The sequence below is a fragment of the Streptomyces sp. NPDC001222 genome (genome assembly GCF_042896945.1).
Lineage (GTDB): Bacteria > Actinomycetota > Actinomycetes > Streptomycetales > Streptomycetaceae > Streptomyces > Streptomyces gibsoniae.
On sequence record NZ_JBIAXT010000005.1, the window covers coordinates 197,570 to 217,111 of the forward strand.

Here is a 19,542-nt window from a genome sequence, read left to right on the forward strand (position 1 = left end):
GTGGCCCAGAACCTCGTCCAGCAGTGCTCCCCACTGGGCCACCACCCGTTCCCGGCGGCCCGCATCGTCCGTGAGGAGGTTGGCGAGGCCCAGGCCGCGGGCCATGTCCAGCAGGCCCTGTACGGTCTCGCGCACCCCGGGCCGGGACTCGTCGGCACCCAGCAGTTCGACCGCCATACGGTGGGTCTCCCGGCCGACGCGGGCCTCCAGTTCCGTCACCCGCGGGCCCAGTTGCTCCTCGCTGGAGGCGGCGACCCACAGATGCAGGGCCGCGCGGAACAGCGGCCCGGTGTAGAGGTCGACGAGGGCGGCGACCACCGCGCGCCGGTCGGCGGCACCCTCCGGGAACAGCGCCCGTACCGCCGTCGAGCGCTGCTCGGCCATGTACTCGACGGCTCCCGTGAACAGGTCCTCGCGGGTCGGGAAGTGGTGCTGGGCGGCGCCGCGGGAGACGCCCGCACGCTCGGCGACGACGGAGACGGTGGAGCCCGACCAGCCACGTTCGGCGAGGCACGCCACCGCCGCTTCCAGGAGCCGCTGCCGGGTGGCCCTGCTGCGGTCCTGCTTGGGAACGCGGTCGGCCGTGCTCACACCACCCATACGGGATCCCGTCTCTCGAGGAAGGCCGTCATCCCCTCGCGGGCCTGCGGGGAGGCGAACAGCCGGGCCGAGAGCGCGGTCAGGTCGGCGGCGTCCCGGTCGAAGGTCTCCAGCACAGTAGCCGTGAGCAGCCGTTTGGTCTCGGCCAGGCCCTGGGGCGAGGCCCGGCGCAGTCCGTCGAGCACGGGCGCGAGGACCTCGTCGACGTCCGTGCCCGAGGCCGTGAGCAGTCCGGTGCGTACGGCCTCGGCGGCGTCGAAGCGTTCGCCGGTGAGGTAGTAGCGGGCGAGCGCGCGGGGGTCCGTGCGGGGCAGCAGGGGCAGGGAGATCACGGCGGGGGCCACGCCGATGCGGACCTCGGTGAAGGCGAAGGTGGCGTCGGTGGAGGCGACCGCGATGTCGCACGCTCCCAGCAGACCGAGGCCGCCCGCCCGTACGTGCCCGGTCACCCGGGCGACGACAGGCATGCGCAGCTCGACGATCTGCCGCAGCAGCCCGACCAGTGCGTCGGGGTGCGGCGGGTCGCGCAGGTCGGCGCCCGCGCAGAAGGTGTTGCCGGTGTGGGTGAGGACCACGGCGCGTACGTCGTGGTCCTTGCCACAGCGGGTGAGCGCGTCCGTCAGGCCCTGGACCAGCTCGGCCGACAGGGCGTTTCGGTTGCCGGGCGAATCGAGGGTGAGGGTGGTGATGCCCCGGTGGTCGGCGGCACGGACGGACATGGCTCCTCCTGGTACGTGCGACTCGGTTCGGCCTCGTACGGCCGTACGGCCTAGTAGGACTTCGGCAGGCCGAGGCTCTGGTGGGAGACGTAGTTGAGGACCATCTCCCGGCTGACGGGCGCGATCCGGGACACGCGTGCCGCCGTGATCAGCGAGGCGAGTCCGAACTCGCGGGTCAGGCCGTTGCCGCCGAGGGTGTGCACGGCCTGGTCGACGGCCCGTACACAGGCCTCCCCGGCGGCGTACTTGGCCATGTTGGCGGCCTCCCCGGCGGCGATGTCGTCCCCGGAGTCGTACAGGAAGGCGGCCTTCTGCATCATCAGCCGCGCCAGTTCGAGGTCGATGTGCGCCTGGGCGAGGGGATGCGCGATCGCCTGGTGGGCGCCGATGGGCTGCTTCCAGACGGTGCGGTCGCGCGCGTACTCGACGGCCCGGGAGATCGCGTAGCGGCCCATGCCGATCGCGAAGGCGGCGGTCATGACGCGCTCGGGGTTGAGACCGGCGAACAGCTGCAGCAGCCCGGCGTCCTCGTCGCCGACGAGGGCGTCGGCGGGCAGCCGTACCTCGTCCAGGGTCAGTTCGAACTGCTTCTCCGCGCTGCTGAGTTCCATGTCGATCGGGCGGCGCTCGAACCCGGGCGTCTCGCGCGGGACGACGAACAGACAGGGCTTGAGCTTCCCGGTGCGGGCGTCCTCGGCGCGGCCGACGATCAGGGTCGCGTCGGCGATGTCGACGCCGGAGATGAACACCTTGCGGCCGCTCAGCACCCAGTCGGTGCCGTCGCGGCGGGCGGTGGTGGTGATGCGGTGGGAGTTGGAGCCGGCGTCGGGTTCGGTGATCCCGAAGGCCATGGTGCGGGTGCCGTCCGCGAGGCCCGGCAGCCACTGCCGCTTCTGCTCCCCGGTGCCGAAGCGGGCGATCACGGTGCCGCAGATGGCGGGCGAGACGACGAGCATGAGGAGCGGGCAGCCCGCGGCGCCCAGTTCCTCCAGCACGATGGACAGTTCGGCGATGCCGCCGCCTCCGCCCCCGTACTCCTCGGGGAGGTTCACGCCGAGGTAGCCGAGCTTGGCGGCCTCCGCCCACAGCTCGGTGGGGTGGCGGCCCTCGGCGACGACCGTGGCGAGGTAGCCGCGGCCGTAGCGCTTGCCGAGGGCGGATACAGCGGATCGGAGTGCCTTGTGCTCTTCGGTTTCTGCGACGGGGGTCATGGGGCCTCCTCGGAGGACGGTCAAGGGGCTTGTACGACGGCGAGCAGGGTGCCGACCTCCACCTGTCGGCCGGGGGTCGCGTGCAGGGCCGTGAGCGTGCCGCTGACGGGCGCCGTGATCCTGTGCTCCATCTTCATCGCCTCCAGCCAGAGCAGGGGCTCTCCGGCCTGCACGGGCGATCCGACGGTCAGGTTCTGGGCGACGCGTACGACGGTTCCCGGCATGGGCGCGAGCAGGGAGCCGGGGGCGTGGTCGGGGGCCGGCTCCCGGAAGCGGGGCAGGGCGGTGAGGGCGGTGGCACCGGCGTACACCTGGTCGCCGTACCGGCTCACCGCGAACTTCCGCCGTACCCCGGCCACTTCGAGAATCACGAGCCGGGCGTCCGCGTGCACGACGCTCACCCCGTCCGCGGTCAGGCCCTCGCGGGTGTGCCGGTAGCGCACCTCGTGCTCCTCGCCCGCCACGAGATACCGCTTGACCTGCTCCTGGGACGGAAGATTGCGCCAGCCGCCGAACCGTGAGCGGCCGTGCGCGTCGGCGAGGGCGGCGGCCAGCGGCGCGTACGGGTCGGGGGCGGGCTCGGTCAGCGCGGTCAGATGGCGGTCGTAGAAGCCCGTGTCCATACGGGCCGCCGTGAACTCCTCGTGGCGCAGGGAGCGTACGAGCAGGTCCCGGTTGGTCGCCGGGCCGTGGATCTCGGCCCGCTCCAGGGCGCCCGCGAGCCCCCGGACGGCCTCCGCGCGCGTGGGGGCGTGGACGACGGCCTTGGCGAGCATCGGGTCGTAGTGGACGCCGATCGCGTCGCCGTCGGTGTACCCGGAGTCCAGGCGGGCGCCCGGCACGGCGAGCCGGTGCAGGGTGCCGGTCTGCGGGGCCCAGCCGCGCGCGGGGTCCTCGGCGTAGAGGCGGGCCTCGATCGCGTGACCGTGCGCGCGGGGCCGCTCGCCGTCGAGCGCGGCGCCCTCCGCGACCCGGATCTGCAGCGCCACCAGGTCGATCCCGAACACCTCCTCGGTGACGGGGTGTTCCACCTGGAGCCGGGTGTTCATCTCCAGGAAGTGCGCCCGGCCGTCCGCGACCAGGAACTCCACGGTGCCCGCGCCCACGTAGTCGACGGCCAGGGCGGCCCGTCGGGCCATCTCCTCCAGGGAGTCGGCGAGTTCCGGGGTGAGGCCCGGCGCCGGGGCCTCCTCGATCACCTTCTGGTGGCGCCGCTGGAGAGTGCAGTCGCGAGTGCCGAGCGTCCACACCGTGCCATGGGTGTCGGCGAGGACCTGCACCTCGATATGGCGTCCGCCCTCCACATACGGCTCGACGAAGACCTCGTCGTCACCGAAGGCGGCGAGGGCCTCGGCGCGCGCGGCGGTCAGCTCGGCGTCCAGGTCGGCCAGGTCCCGTACGACGCGCATGCCGCGACCGCCGCCGCCGGCCGCCGCCTTGACCAGGACGGGCAGATCGTCGGCCGTGACCGTGGCCAGGGGCTCCAGGCCCATCAGCTTCTTGGCGCGGGTCTTGGAGGCCATCGCCTCGATCGCCTCGGGCGGCGGCCCGATCCAGGTCAGTCCCGCGTCGAGCACCGCGCGGGCGAAGCCGGCGTTCTCGGACAGGAAGCCGTACCCGGGGTGCACGGCGTCGGCGCCGGCCGCGAGCGCCGCCTGAACGATCAGGTCGCCGCGCAGATACGTGTCCGCGGAGGCCGACCCCGGCAGCCGTACCGCCGCGTCGGCCACGCGCGCGTGGAGCGCGTCCGCGTCGGCGTCCGAGTGCACGGCGACCGTGCGGATGCCGAGCTCACGGCAGGTACGGACGATACGGCAGGCGATCTCGCCGCGGTTCGCCACCAGAACGGAATCAATCACGGGGCCTCACATCCGGAAGACGCCGAACCCGCCACGCACGCCCTCGTAGGGCGCCGTGTGGATCGCGGACAGGCACAGGCCGAGCACGGTACGGGTGTCGCGGGGGTCGATGACCCCGTCGTCGTACAGCCGCCCGGACAGGAACATCGGCAGGGACTCGGACTCGATCTGCTGCTCCACCATCGCGCGCAGGGCCGCGTCCGCGTCCTCGTCGTAGGGCCGGCCCTTGGCGGCCGCGGACTGGCGGGCGACGATCGACAGGACGCCGGCGAGCTGCTGGGGGCCCATCACGGCGGACTTGGCGCTGGGCCAGGCGAACAGGAAGCGCGGGTCGTAGGCGCGTCCGCACATGCCGTAGTGCCCGGCCCCGTACGAGGCGCCCATGAGCACGGACAGATGCGGGACCCGGCTGTTGGACACCGCATTGATCATCATCGCGCCGTGCTTGATGATGCCGCCCTGCTCGTACTCCTTGCCGACCATGTAGCCGGTGGTGTTGTGCAGGAACAGCAGCGGGATGTCGCGCTGGTTGGCCAGCTGGATGAACTGGGCCGCCTTCTGCGACTCCTCGCTGAACAGCACCCCCTGGGCGTTGGCCAGCACCCCGACCGGATAGCCGTGCAGGGCCGCCCATCCGGTGCACAGGCTTCTGCCGTACAGCGGTTTGAACTCGTCGAAGTCGGAGCCGTCGACGATCCGGGCGATGACCTCGCGCGGGTCGAAGGGCACCTTCAGATCGCCGGGCACGATCCCGAGGAGTTCGTCCGCGTCGTACTTGGGAGGGATCGCCGGGCCCGGATCAGGGTGCGCCTTGCGGTGGTTGAGGCGCGCGACCACCCGGCGGGCCTGGCGCAGGGCGTCCTGCTCGTCCACGGCGTGGTAGTCGGCGAGGCCCGACACGCGCGCGTGCATCTCGGCGCCGCCCAGGGACTCGTCGTCGCTCTCCTCGCCGGTGGCCATCTTCACGAGCGGGGGTCCGCCGAGGAAGACCTTGGCCCGCTCCTTCACCATGATCACGTGGTCGGACATGCCGGGGATGTAGGCGCCTCCGGCGGTGGAGTTGCCGAAGACGACGGCGACGGTGGGGATCCCGGCGGCGGACAGCCGGGTCAAGTCCCTGAAGATCGCACCACCGGGGATGAAGATCTCCTTCTGGGACGGCAGGTCCGCGCCCCCGGACTCCACCAGGCTGATGCAGGGCAGCCGGTTCTCCAGCGCGATGTCGTTGGCCCGCAGGGCCTTCTTCAGGCTCCACGGGTTGCTGGCGCCACCGCGCACGGTGGGGTCGTTGGCGGTGATCAGGCACTCGACGCCCTCGACGACACCGATCCCGGTGACGAGCGAGGCGCCCACCGTGTGCTCGCTGCCCCAGGCGGCGAGCGGGGACAGCTCCAGGAACGGGGTGTCGGGATCGAGGAGCAGCTCGATCCGCTCACGGGCGAGGAGCTTGCCGCGGGCGCGGTGCCGCTCCACGTACTTCTCGCCGCCGCCCGCCAGTGCCTTGGCGTGTTCGGCGTCCAGCTCGGCGAGCTTGGCGAGCATGGCCTCGCGGTTGGCCCGGTACTCCGGGCCGCCCGTGTCCAGGGCCGAGGCAAGGACGGTCACAACAGGTCCTCCGGTATGTCCAGGTGGCGGGCGCGCAGCCATTCGCCCAGGCCCTTGGCCTGCGGATCGAAGCGGTGCTGTGCGGCGACGCCCTCGCCGAGGAGCCCCTCGACGACGAAGTTCAGGGCGCGCAGATTCGGCAGGACGTGCCGTGCGACGGGCAGTCCGGCCGTCTCCGGCAGGAGTCCGCGGAAGCGGTCGACGGTGAGCGCCCGGACGAGCCACCGCCAGGCGGCGTCCGTGCGCACCCACACCCCGACGTTGGCGCTGCCGCCCTTGTCACCGCTGCGGGCGCCGGCGACCAGACCGAGGGGCGCACGCCGGGTCGGACCCTGGGGCCCCGGCTCCGGCAGGGGCGGCTCCGGTACGTCGTCGAGTACGCGGGTGTCGCGGCCGCCCGGCACCGGGATCCGGCGGCCGTCGTGGAGCACCGCGGTGTGCTCGACGGCATCGCGGTGCACGTAGGCAGCCTCGAAGACCCCGTAGGGGGAGCCCTTTCCCGGTGGGGCGACCACATGAAAGCCGGGGTAACTCGCGAGCGCCAGCTCGATCGCGGCACCGCTGAACGCCCGGCCCACCGCCTCCTGGGCGGCGTCGCGCACGACCAGCCGGAGCAGGGCGCTCGCCGTCTCCTCGGTCGGGGCGTCGGAGTGGTCGGTACGGACGAGGTCCCAGCGGATCTGCGCGGGCCGGGACTTGGCCCCCTCCAGGGCCGCGTCCATCTGGTCGCGCACGTACGCGGCCTTGGCCTCGATGTCGAGCCCCGTCAGCACGAAGGTGACCTCGTTGCGGAAGCCGCCCAGCCGGTTCAGGCCCACCTTGAGGGTCGGGGGCGGCGCCTCTCCCCGTACGCCCTCCACCCGTACCCGGTCGGGCCCCTCCTGGGTGAGCCGGACCGTGTCGAGGCGGGCGGTGACGTCCGGGCCCGCGTACCGCGCGCCGGCCGTCTCGTACAGCAGCTGCGCGGTGACCGTGCCGAGGTCGACGACACCGCCGGTGCCGTCGTGCTTGGTGATGACGCTGCTGCCGTCCTCGTGGAGTTCGGCGAGCGGGAAGCCGGGGCGGCGCAGCAGTGCGGGCGGGTGCTCGGCGAAGAAGGAGTAGTTGCCGCCGGTGGCCTGGGTTCCGCACTCCAGGATGTGCCCGGCGACCACGGCGCCCGCCAGCCGGTCGTACTCCTCGGGTCCCCAGCCGAAGTGGGCGACGGCGGGCCCGGTGACCAGCGCGGCGTCCGTGACGCGGCCGGTGACCACGACGTCGGCGCCCTCGCGCAGACAGGCGGCGATGCCCTGGCCGCCGAGGTAGGCGTGGGCGGCGAGGGTGCCCGGGTGTGCGGCGGTGAGGTCGTCGCCCTCGACATGGGCCACGCGTACGGGGATGCCGAGGCGGCCGGCCAGCTCTCGTACGGCGTCGGCGAGTCCGGCGGGGTTGAGGCCGCCCGCGTTCGTCACGATGCGGACCCCGCGCGCGTGGGCGAGGCCGAGGCACTCCTCCAACTGGCCCAGGAAGGTGCGCGCGTAGCCCCCGGCGGGGTTCTTCAGGCGGTCGCGGCCGAGGAGCAGCATGGTCAGCTCGGCGAGATAGTCGCCGGTGACGACGTCGAGCGGGCCGCCGGTGAGCATGTCGCGCAGGGCGTCGAAGCGGTCGCCGTAGAAACCGGAGGCGTTGCCTATGCGCAGGGGCCTCACGTGGCGTCCCCCTTCGGCGGGCGTCCGGCGCCGGGCGGGCCCGCGAAGGCCTGGGCGATGTCCAGCCAGCGGTCGGCGTCCGGGCCCTCGGCCCGCACCGCGAGGTCGGCGCGGTGCGCGCGCCGGGTGACCAGCAGGCAGAAGTCCAGGGCCGGGCCGGTCACCCGCTGGGCGGCGTCCTCGGGGCCGTAGGTCCACAGGTCGTCACCTGACGGTGAGACCAGCTCCACCCGGAACTCCTCGCGCGGTGCGCTCAATTGCCTTACGGCATAGGCATAGTCCCGCGCCCGTACCCCGATGCGGGCCACATGTCGCAGCCGGTCGGTGGGGGTGCGCACCACACCGAGGGTGTCGGCGATGTCCTGCCCGTGCGCCCAGGTCTCCATCAGCCGGGCCGTCGCCATGGAGGCGGCGGACATGGGCGGGCCGTACCAGGGGAAGCGGCTGCCGGCGGGGGCGGCGCGCAGGGCGCGGTCCAGGGCGGCCCGTCCGCTGCGCCACTCGGCGAGCAGCCGCGCGGGCGGCAGCACGGCGCCCTCGCGCGCGGCCTCGTCGACCCAGGTGCCGGGCGATGCCAGCGCTTTCTCCACCTCCGTCGCGAACCCCTCCGGGTCGGTGACGGACAGCAGCGCGGCGCGGTCCGTCCAGGCGAGATGCGCGATCTGATGGGCGACGGTCCAGCCCGGGGCGGGCGTGGCGAGCGCCCAGCGCTCCTCCCCCGACTCGGCTACCAGCCGGTCGAGTTCCTCGCTCTCCCGGCCCAGATCGTCGATCACTGACGATGCGTCGGACACGATGCGCTCCCCTCCGGGGACGACGGCGTGCGTGGCGGTGCGCTGAGGAGCATGGCAGCGGGGCGCGAAACAATCAAGCGTGCTTGCATGATTTGGCTCCCGTGTGCTGCAGACTCAAGCCGCCGTTCCCTTCGCGTCCTCGGCGGGCAGGTGTTCCCTTCGCGTCCTCGGCGGGCAGGCAGGCTGAGCGCCGGGCACGAGACCGACCCCAGTCCGCTCGCATCTCACTGTGTCGCGGCAATGGTCAGGAAACGGCGTCCGGGCCCGCCGTCCCCGGCGTGCGACTGCCTCGCGCGCAGGTTCGCACCCGTTCGAGTTCGGCAACCCGGTCATCAACTGGGATCTCACAGCGAAGAGCCCGGGCTACACGGAACGCTCAGGTTCCTCCGGCAACTGCCAGCGACTCCAAAGGCTTTCACAGGCCCCGTTTGCTCTTTCTTGCCCAAGAGGGCGGGGAGGGGCATGTAAGTTCTTTCTCGTCGGGCCGCGGAGGGAATTCCAAAGGCGAACAGCCGGAATTCCCGTCCCAGTCCGCCGAGAATTCTCGCACCATGGCACAGCACCACTCTCAAGGAGTCGTAATGAGCTTCAAGAAGCTTGCCCCGCTGCCCCCGAAGCCCAAGTCGAAGCAGCTCCCGCCCCCGCCCCCGCCGAAGCCGAAGAAGCGTCACGAGCCGAAGCCGCTGCCCAAGCCGCTGCCCGGCCAGGACCGCTGACACATCTCTGAAAAAGAGGGCCGACGGTGCACAGTCGGCCCTCTTCGGCATTTCCCGGAATAATTGTCGCGGCATCTCACAGGTTATTGCGAGGGAATTCCCAGGGGTGGCCAATGCGGGTGACAGAGCCTGGTGGGCATGACCGGTACGGATGGGTACGAGCACGCGAACGTGACCGAGCGCGCCGAGCGCGCGGACGACGAGGCGTACACGGACGACGACGAGTACGGCGAGGCCCCGACCATCCCCGCGCGTACCGCCTTTCGGCGCTTCTGGCCCCTCACCAAGGGACTGCGGGGCTGGCTGGTGGCCGTCTGGGTGTGCACGGTGCTGTCCGCGCTCGCCGAGACCGAGGCCATCCTGCTGTTCAGCGACCTCACCGACCACGCCCTGAAGAAGGGCTCGTTGAGCGCGTTCTGGGATCCGGCCGTCAAGTGGCTGGGCATCGCGGTGGTCGGCGCGATCGTGGCGTACGCCGGCAACTCGCTCGCCGCCTGGATCACCGAACGCTTCGTGATGCGGTTGCGCGAGCATGTCTTCGACCACGTACAGCAGTTGCCGCCGCACTTCTTCCAACGACACCGGCAGGGCGACCTGCTGTCCCGACTGACCAGTGACGTCGAGGCGATCGAGACGATGGTCGTCTCCGGTCTCGTCGGCGCGGCCTCGGCGGCGTTCAGCGCGCTCTTCTACGCGGCCGCCGCGTTCTGGCTGCGCTGGGACCTGGCCGCGGCCACCTTCGTCCTCGCGCCCCTGTTCTGGCTGGCGGCCCGCCGCTTCTCCGGCTCCATCAAGGACGTCTCCCGTGCGGGCCGGGTCGCCGACGGCGCGATCACGTCCGTGGTGGAGGAGTCGCTCGGCAACATCGTCCTGACCCAGGCCTACGACCGCAGGGACGCCGAACGCAGGCGGCTGAGCGAGGAGGCGAACGCCTGGTTCCGCGCCTCGGTCCGCTCGACGCGGCTCAACGAGGCCTACGAGCAGCTCGTAGGGATCATCGAGACGGTGTGCGTGCTCGCGGTGATCGGCATCGGCGCATGGGAGATCTCCACCGGCCGTATGACCCTCGGCCAGCTCCTCGCCTTCGCCGCCTTCCTCGGCTATCTCTACCCGCCGGTCCGCGGCCTCGCCCAGCTCGGGCTGACGGTCAACGCGGCCACGGCGGGTGCCGAGCGGCTGATCGAGATCCTGGATGTACGGCCCGCGGTGGGCGACCCGGCGCGCTCCCCGGACACCTCGGTCGGCCGGCCCGACGGCGCCGTGGAGGTGCGGGACCTGTCCTTCCGCTACCCCGGCACGGACAAGGCGGCCCTGGACGGACTGTCCTTCTCCGTCGAGCCCGGCGAGCTGGTGATCATCACCGGGCCGAGCGGCGCCGGCAAGTCCACCGTCTCCAAGATGCTGCTGCGCTTCTACGATCCCGACTCCGGCACGGTCCTGCTCGACGGAACCCCGATCCGCGACTTCCCGCTGGCCCGGCTGCGCGAGTACGTCACGCTGCTGCCGCAGGAGACCCTCGTCCTGCACGACACCGTCCGTGCGAACCTCGCCTGCGGGCGGCCCGGCGCGAGCGACCGGGCCATCGTCGAGGCGGCGCGGGCGGCGGACGCGCACGACTTCGTCATGAAGCTGCCGGAGGGCTACGACACCAAGGTCGACCCCAACTCGGCGCGGCTGTCCGGCGGCCAGCTCCAGCGTCTGGCGATCGCGCGCGCCATCCTGCGCGACGCGCCGGTCCTCGTCCTGGACGAGCCGACGACCGGCCTGGACGCGATGGCCGCCCGCCGGGTCGTCCGGCCGCTGCGGCGCCTGATGACCGGCCGGACCACGATCGTGATCACGCACGATCTGAATCTGGCGCCGGACGCCGACCGCATCCTCGTGGTCGACCAGGGCCGGATCGTCGAGACGGGCCGGCACGAGGAGCTGCTCGCCCGGGGCGGGGCCTACGCCCGGCTGCACCGGTCGCAGAACAACGCGCTGATGGACACCGGAGAGCTACGGCTGCCGCTGTTCCCCGAGCCGGCGGCGGCTCCCGCCGGGGGCCCGGTGGGGTACGTGGGGGCGGAACCATACCCGGGCTGGGCTCCCCACCCTCACGGCCACCCCTTCGAGTACACCGGCGATCCGGTCGGCGCCGGGGCCCGTCACCTTCCCGGCCAGCTTCCCGACGGCCGTCCTCTCTTCCGTGACGAGCTCCCCGCGGGATTCCACGACGGAGTCCAGGACGGATTCCAAGGCACCTACCAGGACGGGTTCCACGAGGGGTTCCACAACGGGACGCACCCGTACGGCCACGGAGGCTGATCCCTCCCGGTCGACCCGGTCCTCCTGGTTCCCTGGTTCTGCCGGGACAGGCTCGTTTAGGGTTCACACACCTGACCGAGTCCACTACCCTGGACTCTTGAGTGCAGCACACTGCACACGCCACGTCGAGTCCTCTGGAAGGCCCCGTGAACCCCGCCAGTGCCGCCCCCTCCTCCCCGGTCCCGGCCGCGACCGCGACTGAACGCGCGCCGTCGGTGTCCGGCGGGCCGGGCCGTCGCGGTTCCCTCGGGCCGGTGGGGCTCGTGCTCGCCGGAGGCGTCTCCGTGCAGTTCGGCGGGGCGCTCGCGGTGAGCCTGATGCCGCGGGCCGGCGCGCTCGGTGTGGTCACCCTGCGGCTCGTCGTGGCGGCCCTCGTCCTGCTGCTGGTCTGCCGGCCCCGGCTGCGGGGGCACTCGCGCGCCGACTGGGGCACGGTGGTGGTCTTCGGTATCACCATGGCCGCGATGAACGGCCTCTTCTACCAGTCGGTGGACCGCATCCCCCTGGGCCTCGCGGTGACGATGGAGGTCCTCGGCCCGCTGGCGCTGTCCGTGTTCGCCTCCCGCCGCCTGGTGAACCTTCTCTGGGCGGGCCTCGCCCTGGCCGGCGTCTTCCTGCTGGGCGGCGGCGGTTTCGGCGAACTGAACGCGGCGGGGGTCGGCTTCGCCCTCGGGGCGGGCGCGATGTGGGCGGCGTACATCGTCTTCAGCGCCCGTACCGGACGGCGTTTCCCCCAGGCCGACGGGCTGGCGCTGGCGATGGGGGTCGCCGCGGTGCTGTTCATGCCGCTGGGGATCGCCGAGTCCGGCACGAAACTGCTCGTACCGGCGACCCTCGGACTGGGCGCGGGCGTGGCGATGCTCTCCTCTGTGCTGCCCTACACCCTGGAACTGCTCGCCCTGCGCCGGCTGCCCGCCTCCACCTTCGCGATCCTGATGAGCCTGGAGCCGGCGATCGCGGCGACCGCCGGTTTCCTGGTCCTCGGCCAGTCCCTGACCGCGACCCAGGCGGCGGCGATCGCCCTGGTCATCGCGGCGAGCATGGGGGCGGTCCGCACCCAGACCCGCCGTGCCGCACCTCCGGTCGAACCCACCGCCTGAAGCGCGCTGCCGGGTCTCACTGGTCCGGGTGGGCCAGCTCCATGTCGTGACCGCTCCGCCCAGGGCCGTCCAGGGACAGCGAGGTGGCCACGGGCGCGTATCCGCTGGCGGTCACCGTGTACTCGCCGCTGTCCAGGTCGGTGAAGACGTACGAACCGTCGTCGTCGGTGATCGCCGTGCCTGCGACATTGCCCGCAGCGTCCACCAGCGTGACCCGCGCGTCGGGCAGCGGCCGGCGGCCGGCCCCCGCCCTCACCGTGCCCTGCAGTACGGCACCGCGGCTCAGGTCGACTTCGAGGCGGGTCATGTGGTCACCCACCTCCACCGGCAGCGCCACCGGCCGGTAGGCAGCGGCGCTGACCGCCACGGTGAAGGTGCCCGCGACCAGTTCGTCGAAGGTGAAGGCACCCGACTCCCCGGTCGTGTGCGTGACCAGCACCTCGCCACGGACATCGGTGACGACGACCATGGCTTCGGCCACCGGATTCCCGTCGGCCGCGTCGCGCACCACTCCGGTCAGGCCGCCTGCACCCGAAAGGACCACGTCGTAGCCGAGCGGTTCCTCCCCCACGACCAGCGTGGACGCTTGCGGTTGACGTCCGTCGGCCGCCGTGATCAGCACGTAGGTGCCGCCGGCGGGCGCCGTCAGTGCGTATCCGCCGTCCGGGCCCACATGGGCGCGGCCCAGCTGTGTGCCCTGCAACGAGATCAGGGTCAACGTGGCCGCTCCGACCGCGGTGCCCGCGCCGTCGCGCACGAATCCGTGAACGACGGTGCCGGGCATGCCGTCCAGGTGAGCCTCCCGGCCGGACGGGCCTGAGAGCGCCGCGGTGTAGCCGGTGGCCGGTTGCCCGACAGCGGTGCCCGCACCCACGAGCTGCGGCTCAGGGGCCGGCTCCCGGACCGTGACCTGGGTGCTCCCTGTCGCGACGGGCGAGGCGGCCGGCTGGCCCGGACGGTTGCGGATGAGGAGGACAGCTGCCGCGCCGCCTGCCAGGATCGCCGCACCCGGGATCAGCACAGCCAGATGCAGTGCCCCGGAGAACGCCTCGCCCACGGCTGCGGTGATCGTCTCCCGCAGAGCGCGGGAGGCTCTGGACGCGGGCGCCCCGCTGCTGACGGCGGCGGTCAGCTTCTCGGCGACCGACGGCCGCAGCCCCCGGCCCGTCAACCGGTCAGGCAGTCGGGACGTCAGCCCGCTGGTGAGGATCGTCCCGGTGACGGTCGCCCCGAGCGTGCCGCCGACCTGGCGGAACAGGTTGACGGTCCCGCTGGCCATGCCACCGTCGGCATGCGGCACGCTGATCACCGACACCGCGGTGACCGGAGGAAGGATCAGCCCTGCCCCGGCCCCGAACATCGCCATCAGGATCCCGACGGTCGTCAAGGACGTCGACGGGTCCTGGTTGATCATCAGCAGGTTACCGGCCGCGGCGAGCAGCGCACCGATCCCCAGCGTCGCCTTGAAGCCGATCGCACGTGCCAGCGGAGCGGCCACGAAGCTGAAGATCACGTAAGCCAGCATCAGCGGCAGCAGCAGGAGACCCGATCTGAGGATCGACTCGTGCCGGACCCGCTCGAGGTAGAGCACCTGGGTGAACGCCGTCGCCACGAATCCGTACTGCGCGATCAGCGCGACCACGTTGGCCGTGGCGAACGACCGAATGCGGAACAGCCGCAGCTTCAGCATCGGTGTGCGCGTACGCGCCTCGACCAGGACGAGCGCCACCAGAGCCAACGCGGCCACGACGAACGCCCCCACGGCCCGGGCCGACCCGAAGCCCGAGTGGCCGCCGTCGATGACGCCGTAGTTGAGAGCGCCGATGGCTGCCACCCCGAGCACCAGGCCCGGGGGGTCGAGATGGCGGCCGGGGTGCCGGCTCTCGGCGACGAAGCGGGGGGTGAGGAGCAGCACGACGGCCGCCAGGCCCACATTGACGAGGAACACCGCGTGCCAGGAGTAACGCTCGAGGATCGCTCCGGCGGCGATCGGGCCGACTCCCAGGCCGATGCCGGAGACCGCGGCCCAGATGCCGACCGCCCTGGTCCGCTCGTGCGCATCGGTGAACAGGTGGGTGACGATCGACAGGCTGTTGGGAAGGACCGCCGCCCCGCCCAGGCCCATGATCGCCTCCCCGGCGAGGACACCGGCCGAACCCGAGGACAGGGAGACGGTCAGGCTTCCCCCGCCCAGCAGGAACGCGCCGAGGGCGAAGATCCGGCGGCGTCCCACGATGTCGCCGACCGTCCCGGCGGACAGGACGAAGCTGGCGACCATCACGGAGTAGAGGCTGGCCATCCAGACGAGGGTCGAGCCGGGGACGTGCAGGTCCTGCTGGATCGGTGTCAGGATCGCTGTCGTCTGCGTGATGTTCACGAACATCACCATTTGTCCGAGGCAGGCGACGAGGAGTCCGATCCACCGCCGTCGCGCCCGCTGGGTGTCGGCTGTCGCCCGGGCGGCAGGCGCCTCAGCGGCGTGGCTCGCCATGCACAGTCCTCTCCAGGTTAGTCCAGCTTTCAAACTTTCACGGCGACCAACCTAGCAAGCTGAGTATCAAAAGCAAACTCAGGTGGACAGGGGAACGCCCCGGTCGGCACGCGCCACCCGATACGCCGGCGCGAAGACCCGCCAGAACTACGCCGGCGCCGACCCCGAAGCGACCGCGTGGTCACACCAAGCCCACGCCCGGCCCGCTCGACACCCCGACGACAAGAAGCGTTCGGCCGGCCTCACCGGCCTCACCGGCCTCACCGGCCTCACCGGCCTCACCGGCCTCACCGGCGGGACATGTACAGGTTCAGCGCCTTGTGCAGCAGGCGGTTGAGGGGGAAGTCCCACTCGCCCAGGTACTCCGCCGCATGACCGCCCGTGCCGACCTTGAAGCGGAGGAGGCCGAGGAGGTGGTCGGTGTCCTCCAGGGTGTCGGTGATGCCGCGCAGGTCGTAGACCGAGGCGCCGAGCGCGTGGGCGTCGCTCAGCATCCGCCACTGGATCGCGTTGCTCGGCTGCACCTCGCGCCTGCGGACGGTGGAGGCGCCGTACGAGTACCAGACGTGGGTGCCGACCGTCAGCATCGTCGCGGCGGCCAGCACCTCGCCGTCGTGATGGGCGAGATAGAGCCGCATACGGTCGGGGTGCTCCGCCGTCAGCGCGGTCCACATCCGCTGGAAGTACGGCAGCGGGCGCGGGACGAAGCGGTCGCGTTCGGCGGTCTCCGTGTAGAGGGCGTAGAAGACCGGCAGATCGTCGCAGCCGCCCTGGACCACCTTCACGCCCGCCTTCTCGGCCTTCTTCACATTGCGCCGCCACTGCTGGTTGAGGCCGCGGTGGAGGTCGTCCAGGGTCCGTCCGGCGAGCGGCACCTGGAAGACGTACCGGGGCTGTCCGGCCGCGAAGCCGTCCTCGCCACCGGGATCCGTCTGCCGCCAGCCCATCCGGCGAAGTCGGTCCGCCAGCTCCGCGGCGCCCGGATCCTCCTCCGTCGCGGGCACGTCCCGCAGCCGCCGCGCCGCCGGGTCCGCGATCGCCGCCTTCACCGCGTCCGCGCTCCAGCGGCGTACGACCACGGGTGGGCCCATCTTCACCGAGAAGGCGCCGCGGCCCTTGAGATACCCGAGCAGCGGCTCCAGCCACCGGTCCAGGTCCGGCGCGTGCCAGTCGATGAGCGGGCCCTCCGGCAGATACGCCAGACTCCGCCCGAGCCCGGGCAGCGGGCGCAGCAGGACCAGGCCCGCCCCGGCCGGCCGTCCGCCGCCCTCCTCGAACCAGCCGAGGCTCTCCGCCCGCCAGTCCGGCTTCACCTCGCCCCAGGACGGCACCTGCATATGGCTGGCCGACGGGCGCGCGGTGACGAAGGCCAGGTGTTCTTCGCGGGAGATCGGGCGGACGCGGAGGGTCATGCGGGGCTCCTCGGTGGGACGCGGTGACACCGGTCCGAGCACAGGCACGGACCCGCTCCTCGATCCTCCCGGAGACCCGCCGGGCCTTCACCCCGGCCGGCGGGATTTCACTGCGCCGGGCTCACCCTCTGCGCCCGGTCCAGGCCGTCCGCCAGGACCTCCGCCAGGTGCCGTGCCCTGCGGCCCGCCAGTTGGGCCAGCTGGGTGCGGCAGGAGAAGCCGTCCGCGAGGACGACCGCGTCCCCGGGCGCCGACCGAACCGCCGGGAGCAGTTGCTCCTCCGCGCAGGCCGTCGAGACCTCGTAGTGGCCCTTCGTGAAGCCGAAGTCGCCGGCCAGTCCGCAGCAGCCGCCGCTCAGCTCGCCGGTCAGGCCGGCCGCCGCGCGCAGCCGGCGGTCGGCCGCGTCGCCCAGGACGGCGTGCTGGTGGCAGTGGTTCTGGCCGACCACCGGACCGTCCAGCGACGGGGGTGTCCAGTCCGGGGCGTGCCGTTCCAGGGCTTCCGCGAAGGTCACGACGGCCGCCGCCAGCCTGGCCGCGCGCGGGTCGTCGTGCAGGAGTTCCGGCAGGTCCGTGCGGAGGGCCGCCGCGCAGCTCGGTTCGAGGACGACCACCGGGAGGCCGGCCGCCAGGACCGGTTCCATCAGGTCGAGGGTGCGCCGCAGGACTGCGCGGGCGCGGTCGAGCTGACCCGTGGAGACGTAGGTCAGGCCGCAGCAGACCCGGCCGTGGGACGCGGGCAGCGGGGCGCGCCGGGCCCGTACCGTCGGCGGCGGGAGCACCCGTAGGCCCGCCGCCTCCAGCACCCGTACGGCCGCCCTGCCGACGGACGGGGACAGATGCTCGGTGAAGGTGTCCGGCCACAGGACGACCCGGTCGCCGGGAGGCGTCCCGGTGCCCGCCCGGTTCCGTCGCGCCCTCTCTCGCCGCCACCACCGGCTGAACGTCTCCCGCGCCGGCCTCGGCAGCCCCCGTTCGGGCGCGATCCCGGCGAGCCGCTTGGCGAGCGCGGCGGCCGGGGCCAGGGCGGCGAGCGCGTTGACCACCGGGGCCGTGCGGGTGCGGGCGACGGCCCGCAGCCACACCGGCAGCCACCCCATCGCGTAGTGCGCGGCCGGTCTGCGCCGTCCCGCGTAGTGGTGGTGCAGGAACTCCGCCTTGTAGGTGGCCATGTCGACGCCGACGGGGCAGTCCGTGCGGCAGCCCTTGCAGGACAGGCACAGGTCCAGGGCGTCCCGTACCTCCGTCGACCGCCAGCCGTCGGTGATCACCTCGCCCGCCAGCATCTCGTGCAGCAGCCGGGCCCGTCCGCGGGTGGAGTGCTCCTCCTCGCCGGTCGCCCGGAACGAGGGGCACATCACCTCCGCGCCGGACCTCGTCGTCGTACGGCACTTGGCGACGCCCACACAGCGCCGGACCGCGGCCGAGAAGTCGCCGCCGTCCGCGGGGTAGCCGAAGGAGACGTCCACCGGTTCGCGGGGCAGCACCGCGAACCGCAGGTCGGCGTCCAGCGGGGCCGGGCGGACCAGCATCCCGGGGTTGAGCAGGTCGTCCGGGTCCCAGACGCCCTTCGCCCGCTCGAACAGGGCGACCAGGTCCGGCCCGTACATCGTGGGCAGCAGTTCCGCCCGGGCCTGCCCGTCGCCGTGCTCCCCGGAGAGCGAGCCGCCGTGGGCGACGACCAGCGCGGCGGCCTCCTCGGAGAAGCGGCGGAAGCGGGCGACGCCCGCCGGGGACAGCAGGTCGAAGTCGATGCGGACGTGGATGCAGCCGTCCCCGAAGTGCCCGTACGGCACCCCGTGCAGGCCGTGTTCGGCCAGCAGGCGCCGGAAGTCACGGAGGTACTCCCCGAGGCGGGCCGGGGGCACCGCGCAGTCCTCCCAGCCCGGCCAGGCCTCCCGGCCGTCCGGTGTGCGGGTCGCGGTGCCGCTCGCGTCCTCGCGCAGCCGCCACAGCGCGCGCTGTCCGGCCGGGTCCGTGATCACCAGGGCGTCCGTGACGTCCGCCGCCCGCACGATCGCCTCCGCACGCGCACGTGCCTCCGCCTCGCTCGCGCCGCCCGTCTCCACGAACAGCCAGGCGCCGCCGCGCGGCAGCCCCGCCGAGACCGGCAGCAGGTCGGCGGCCATGCCCTCCACGGTCAGCGGGCCCCAGGGGAGCAGTCCGGCCGCCGCCTGGGCCGCCGCGCTCTCGTCCGCGTATCCCAGGACGGCGAGGGCCCCTGCGCGCGGCGCCTCGACGAGGTCCACGACCGCCTCCGTCAGCACGCCGAGGGTGCCCTCGGAGCCGCAGAACGAGCGGGCCACGTCCCTGCCGTGCTCGGGGAGCAGCGCGTCCAGCGCGTACCCGGAGATACGGCGCGGGAGGGCCGGGTAGCCGGTGCGCAGCAGCGCCGACTCACCTCCGGCGAGGGCGAGCAGGCCCTCGGGGGCGCCCTTGCCGTCGCGGCCCAGGGTGAGTGCCTCGCCCCGCGCGGTGAGCACCGACAACTCGCGGACGCTGTCCGCCGTGGTGCCCCAGGCCACCGAGTGGGAGCCGCACGCGTTGTTGCCGATCATGCCGCCGAGGGTGCAGCGGGAGTGGGTGGAGGGGTCCGGGCCGAAGCGCAGCCCGTGCGGGGTGGCGGCCTCCTGGAGCCGGTCGAGGACGAGGCCGGGCCGGACCACCGCCGTGCGGGCCTCGGGGTCCAGGGCCACGATCCCGTTCATGAACCGGGTGAAGTCCAGCACCACGCCCGTGCCCGTGGCCTGCCCGGCGATCGAGGTGCCGCCGCCGCGGGCGACCACCGGCACCGCGTGTGTCCGGCACACGGCGAGCACGGCCGCCACGTCGTCCGCGTCCCGGGGGGCGACCACGCCGAGCGGCACCCGCCGGTAGTTGGAGGCGTCCATGGTGTGCAGTGCCCGTGCCGTCGTACGGAAGTCGACGGCACCGCGCACCGCGGCGCTCAGCTCCGCGCGCAGCGCGCCGATGTCCGCGCCGGTGGCCTCCGGCCGGCGTTCCTCGGGATCCGTCATGCTCCCCAGGATGCCTCCGGCGA

General features: G+C 72.8%; 13 protein-coding genes. 3 read left to right on the forward strand and 10 right to left on the reverse strand.

Annotated features, from left to right (window positions below; genetic code table 11):
• The 7 genes from ACFY2Z_RS10055 to ACFY2Z_RS10085 all read right to left on the reverse strand — a co-directional run.
• Nucleotides 1–600 (reverse strand): TetR/AcrR family transcriptional regulator (locus tag ACFY2Z_RS10055; RefSeq protein WP_390743693.1); only part of this gene is annotated, 600 nt, incomplete at its 3' end.
• Entirely contained in the window at nucleotides 588–1,319 is a 732-nt protein-coding gene (locus tag ACFY2Z_RS10060; protein WP_390743694.1) for an enoyl-CoA hydratase family protein, read from the reverse strand. The genes ACFY2Z_RS10060 and ACFY2Z_RS10055, both read right to left, overlap by 13 nt.
• Before the next feature lie 50 nt (nucleotides 1,320–1,369).
• Complete coding sequence (locus ACFY2Z_RS10065; RefSeq protein WP_390743695.1) at nucleotides 1,370–2,530, reverse strand: acyl-CoA dehydrogenase family protein; 1,161 nt, start codon at nucleotides 2,528–2,530, stop codon at nucleotides 1,370–1,372.
• 20 nt (nucleotides 2,531–2,550) lie between these two features.
• Nucleotides 2,551–4,389 carry a biotin carboxylase N-terminal domain-containing protein gene (locus tag ACFY2Z_RS10070; protein WP_390743696.1) on the reverse strand — a complete coding sequence of 613 codons (1,839 nt, stop codon included), beginning with the start codon at nucleotides 4,387–4,389 and terminating at the stop codon, nucleotides 2,551–2,553.
• Between the two features lie 6 nt (nucleotides 4,390–4,395).
• Nucleotides 4,396–5,994 carry an acyl-CoA carboxylase subunit beta gene (locus ACFY2Z_RS10075; RefSeq protein WP_390743697.1) on the reverse strand — a complete coding sequence of 533 codons (1,599 nt, stop codon included), beginning with the start codon at nucleotides 5,992–5,994 and terminating at the stop codon, nucleotides 4,396–4,398.
• The gene (locus ACFY2Z_RS10080; protein ID WP_390743698.1) at nucleotides 5,991–7,682 is read right to left on the reverse strand and encodes an acyclic terpene utilization AtuA family protein; all 1,692 of its coding nucleotides are present in this window, start codon (nucleotides 7,680–7,682) and stop codon (nucleotides 5,991–5,993) included. The genes ACFY2Z_RS10075 and ACFY2Z_RS10080 overlap by 4 nt, the downstream gene beginning before the upstream one ends.
• Nucleotides 7,679–8,476: a TIGR03084 family metal-binding protein gene (locus ACFY2Z_RS10085; RefSeq protein ID WP_390743699.1), complete on the reverse strand. Its 798-nt coding sequence runs from the start codon at nucleotides 8,474–8,476 to the stop codon at nucleotides 7,679–7,681. The genes ACFY2Z_RS10080 and ACFY2Z_RS10085 overlap by 4 nt, the downstream gene beginning before the upstream one ends.
• A 581-nt stretch (nucleotides 8,477–9,057) precedes the next feature.
• On the opposite strand from ACFY2Z_RS10085, the gene ACFY2Z_RS10090 reads away from it, so the two are divergent.
• From ACFY2Z_RS10090 to ACFY2Z_RS10100, 3 genes are all read left to right on the forward strand, one after another.
• Nucleotides 9,058–9,192 carry a hypothetical protein gene (locus ACFY2Z_RS10090; RefSeq protein ID WP_311694577.1) on the forward strand — a complete coding sequence of 45 codons (135 nt, stop codon included), beginning with the start codon at nucleotides 9,058–9,060 and terminating at the stop codon, nucleotides 9,190–9,192.
• 138 nt (nucleotides 9,193–9,330) lie between these two features.
• The gene (locus ACFY2Z_RS10095; protein ID WP_390743700.1) at nucleotides 9,331–11,499 is read left to right on the forward strand and encodes an ABC transporter ATP-binding protein; all 2,169 of its coding nucleotides are present in this window, start codon (nucleotides 9,331–9,333) and stop codon (nucleotides 11,497–11,499) included.
• Between the two features lie 146 nt (nucleotides 11,500–11,645).
• The gene (locus tag ACFY2Z_RS10100) at nucleotides 11,646–12,599 is read left to right on the forward strand and encodes a DMT family transporter (RefSeq protein ID WP_390743701.1); all 954 of its coding nucleotides are present in this window, start codon (nucleotides 11,646–11,648) and stop codon (nucleotides 12,597–12,599) included.
• Nucleotides 12,600–12,615: 16 nt separating this feature from the next.
• Here the strand turns inward: ACFY2Z_RS10100 and ACFY2Z_RS10105 are convergent, their stop codons facing one another.
• From ACFY2Z_RS10105 to ACFY2Z_RS10115, 3 genes are all read right to left on the reverse strand, one after another.
• Nucleotides 12,616–15,090 carry an MFS transporter gene (locus tag ACFY2Z_RS10105; protein ID WP_390743702.1) on the reverse strand — a complete coding sequence of 825 codons (2,475 nt, stop codon included), beginning with the start codon at nucleotides 15,088–15,090 and terminating at the stop codon, nucleotides 12,616–12,618.
• Between the two features lie 287 nt (nucleotides 15,091–15,377).
• Complete coding sequence (locus ACFY2Z_RS10110) at nucleotides 15,378–16,502, reverse strand: lipid II:glycine glycyltransferase FemX (protein ID WP_390743703.1); 1,125 nt, start codon at nucleotides 16,500–16,502, stop codon at nucleotides 15,378–15,380.
• Nucleotides 16,503–16,609: 107 nt separating this feature from the next.
• Complete coding sequence (locus ACFY2Z_RS10115; protein ID WP_390743704.1) at nucleotides 16,610–19,519, reverse strand: FAD-binding and (Fe-S)-binding domain-containing protein; 2,910 nt, start codon at nucleotides 19,517–19,519, stop codon at nucleotides 16,610–16,612.
• Between the last annotated feature and the right edge of the window lie 23 nt (nucleotides 19,520–19,542).

Bases quoted from the DNA above. Each gene is read 5' to 3' on its own strand.
- ACFY2Z_RS10060 (WP_390743694.1), bottom strand. From the start codon at position 1,319: ATGTCCGTCCGTGCCGCCGACCACCGGGGCATCACCACCCTCACCCTC.
- ACFY2Z_RS10065 (WP_390743695.1), bottom strand. From the start codon at position 2,530: ATGACCCCCGTCGCAGAAACCGAAGAGCACAAGGCACTCCGATCCGCT.
- ACFY2Z_RS10090 (WP_311694577.1), top strand. From the start codon at position 9,058: ATGAGCTTCAAGAAGCTTGCCCCGCTGCCCCCGAAGCCCAAGTCGAAG.
- ACFY2Z_RS10095 (WP_390743700.1), top strand. From the start codon at position 9,331: ATGACCGGTACGGATGGGTACGAGCACGCGAACGTGACCGAGCGCGCC.
- ACFY2Z_RS10105 (WP_390743702.1), bottom strand. From the start codon at position 15,090: ATGGCGAGCCACGCCGCTGAGGCGCCTGCCGCCCGGGCGACAGCCGAC.
- ACFY2Z_RS10110 (WP_390743703.1), bottom strand. From the start codon at position 16,502: ATGACCCTCCGCGTCCGCCCGATCTCCCGCGAAGAACACCTGGCCTTC.
- ACFY2Z_RS10115 (WP_390743704.1), bottom strand. From the start codon at position 19,519: ATGACGGATCCCGAGGAACGCCGGCCGGAGGCCACCGGCGCGGACATC.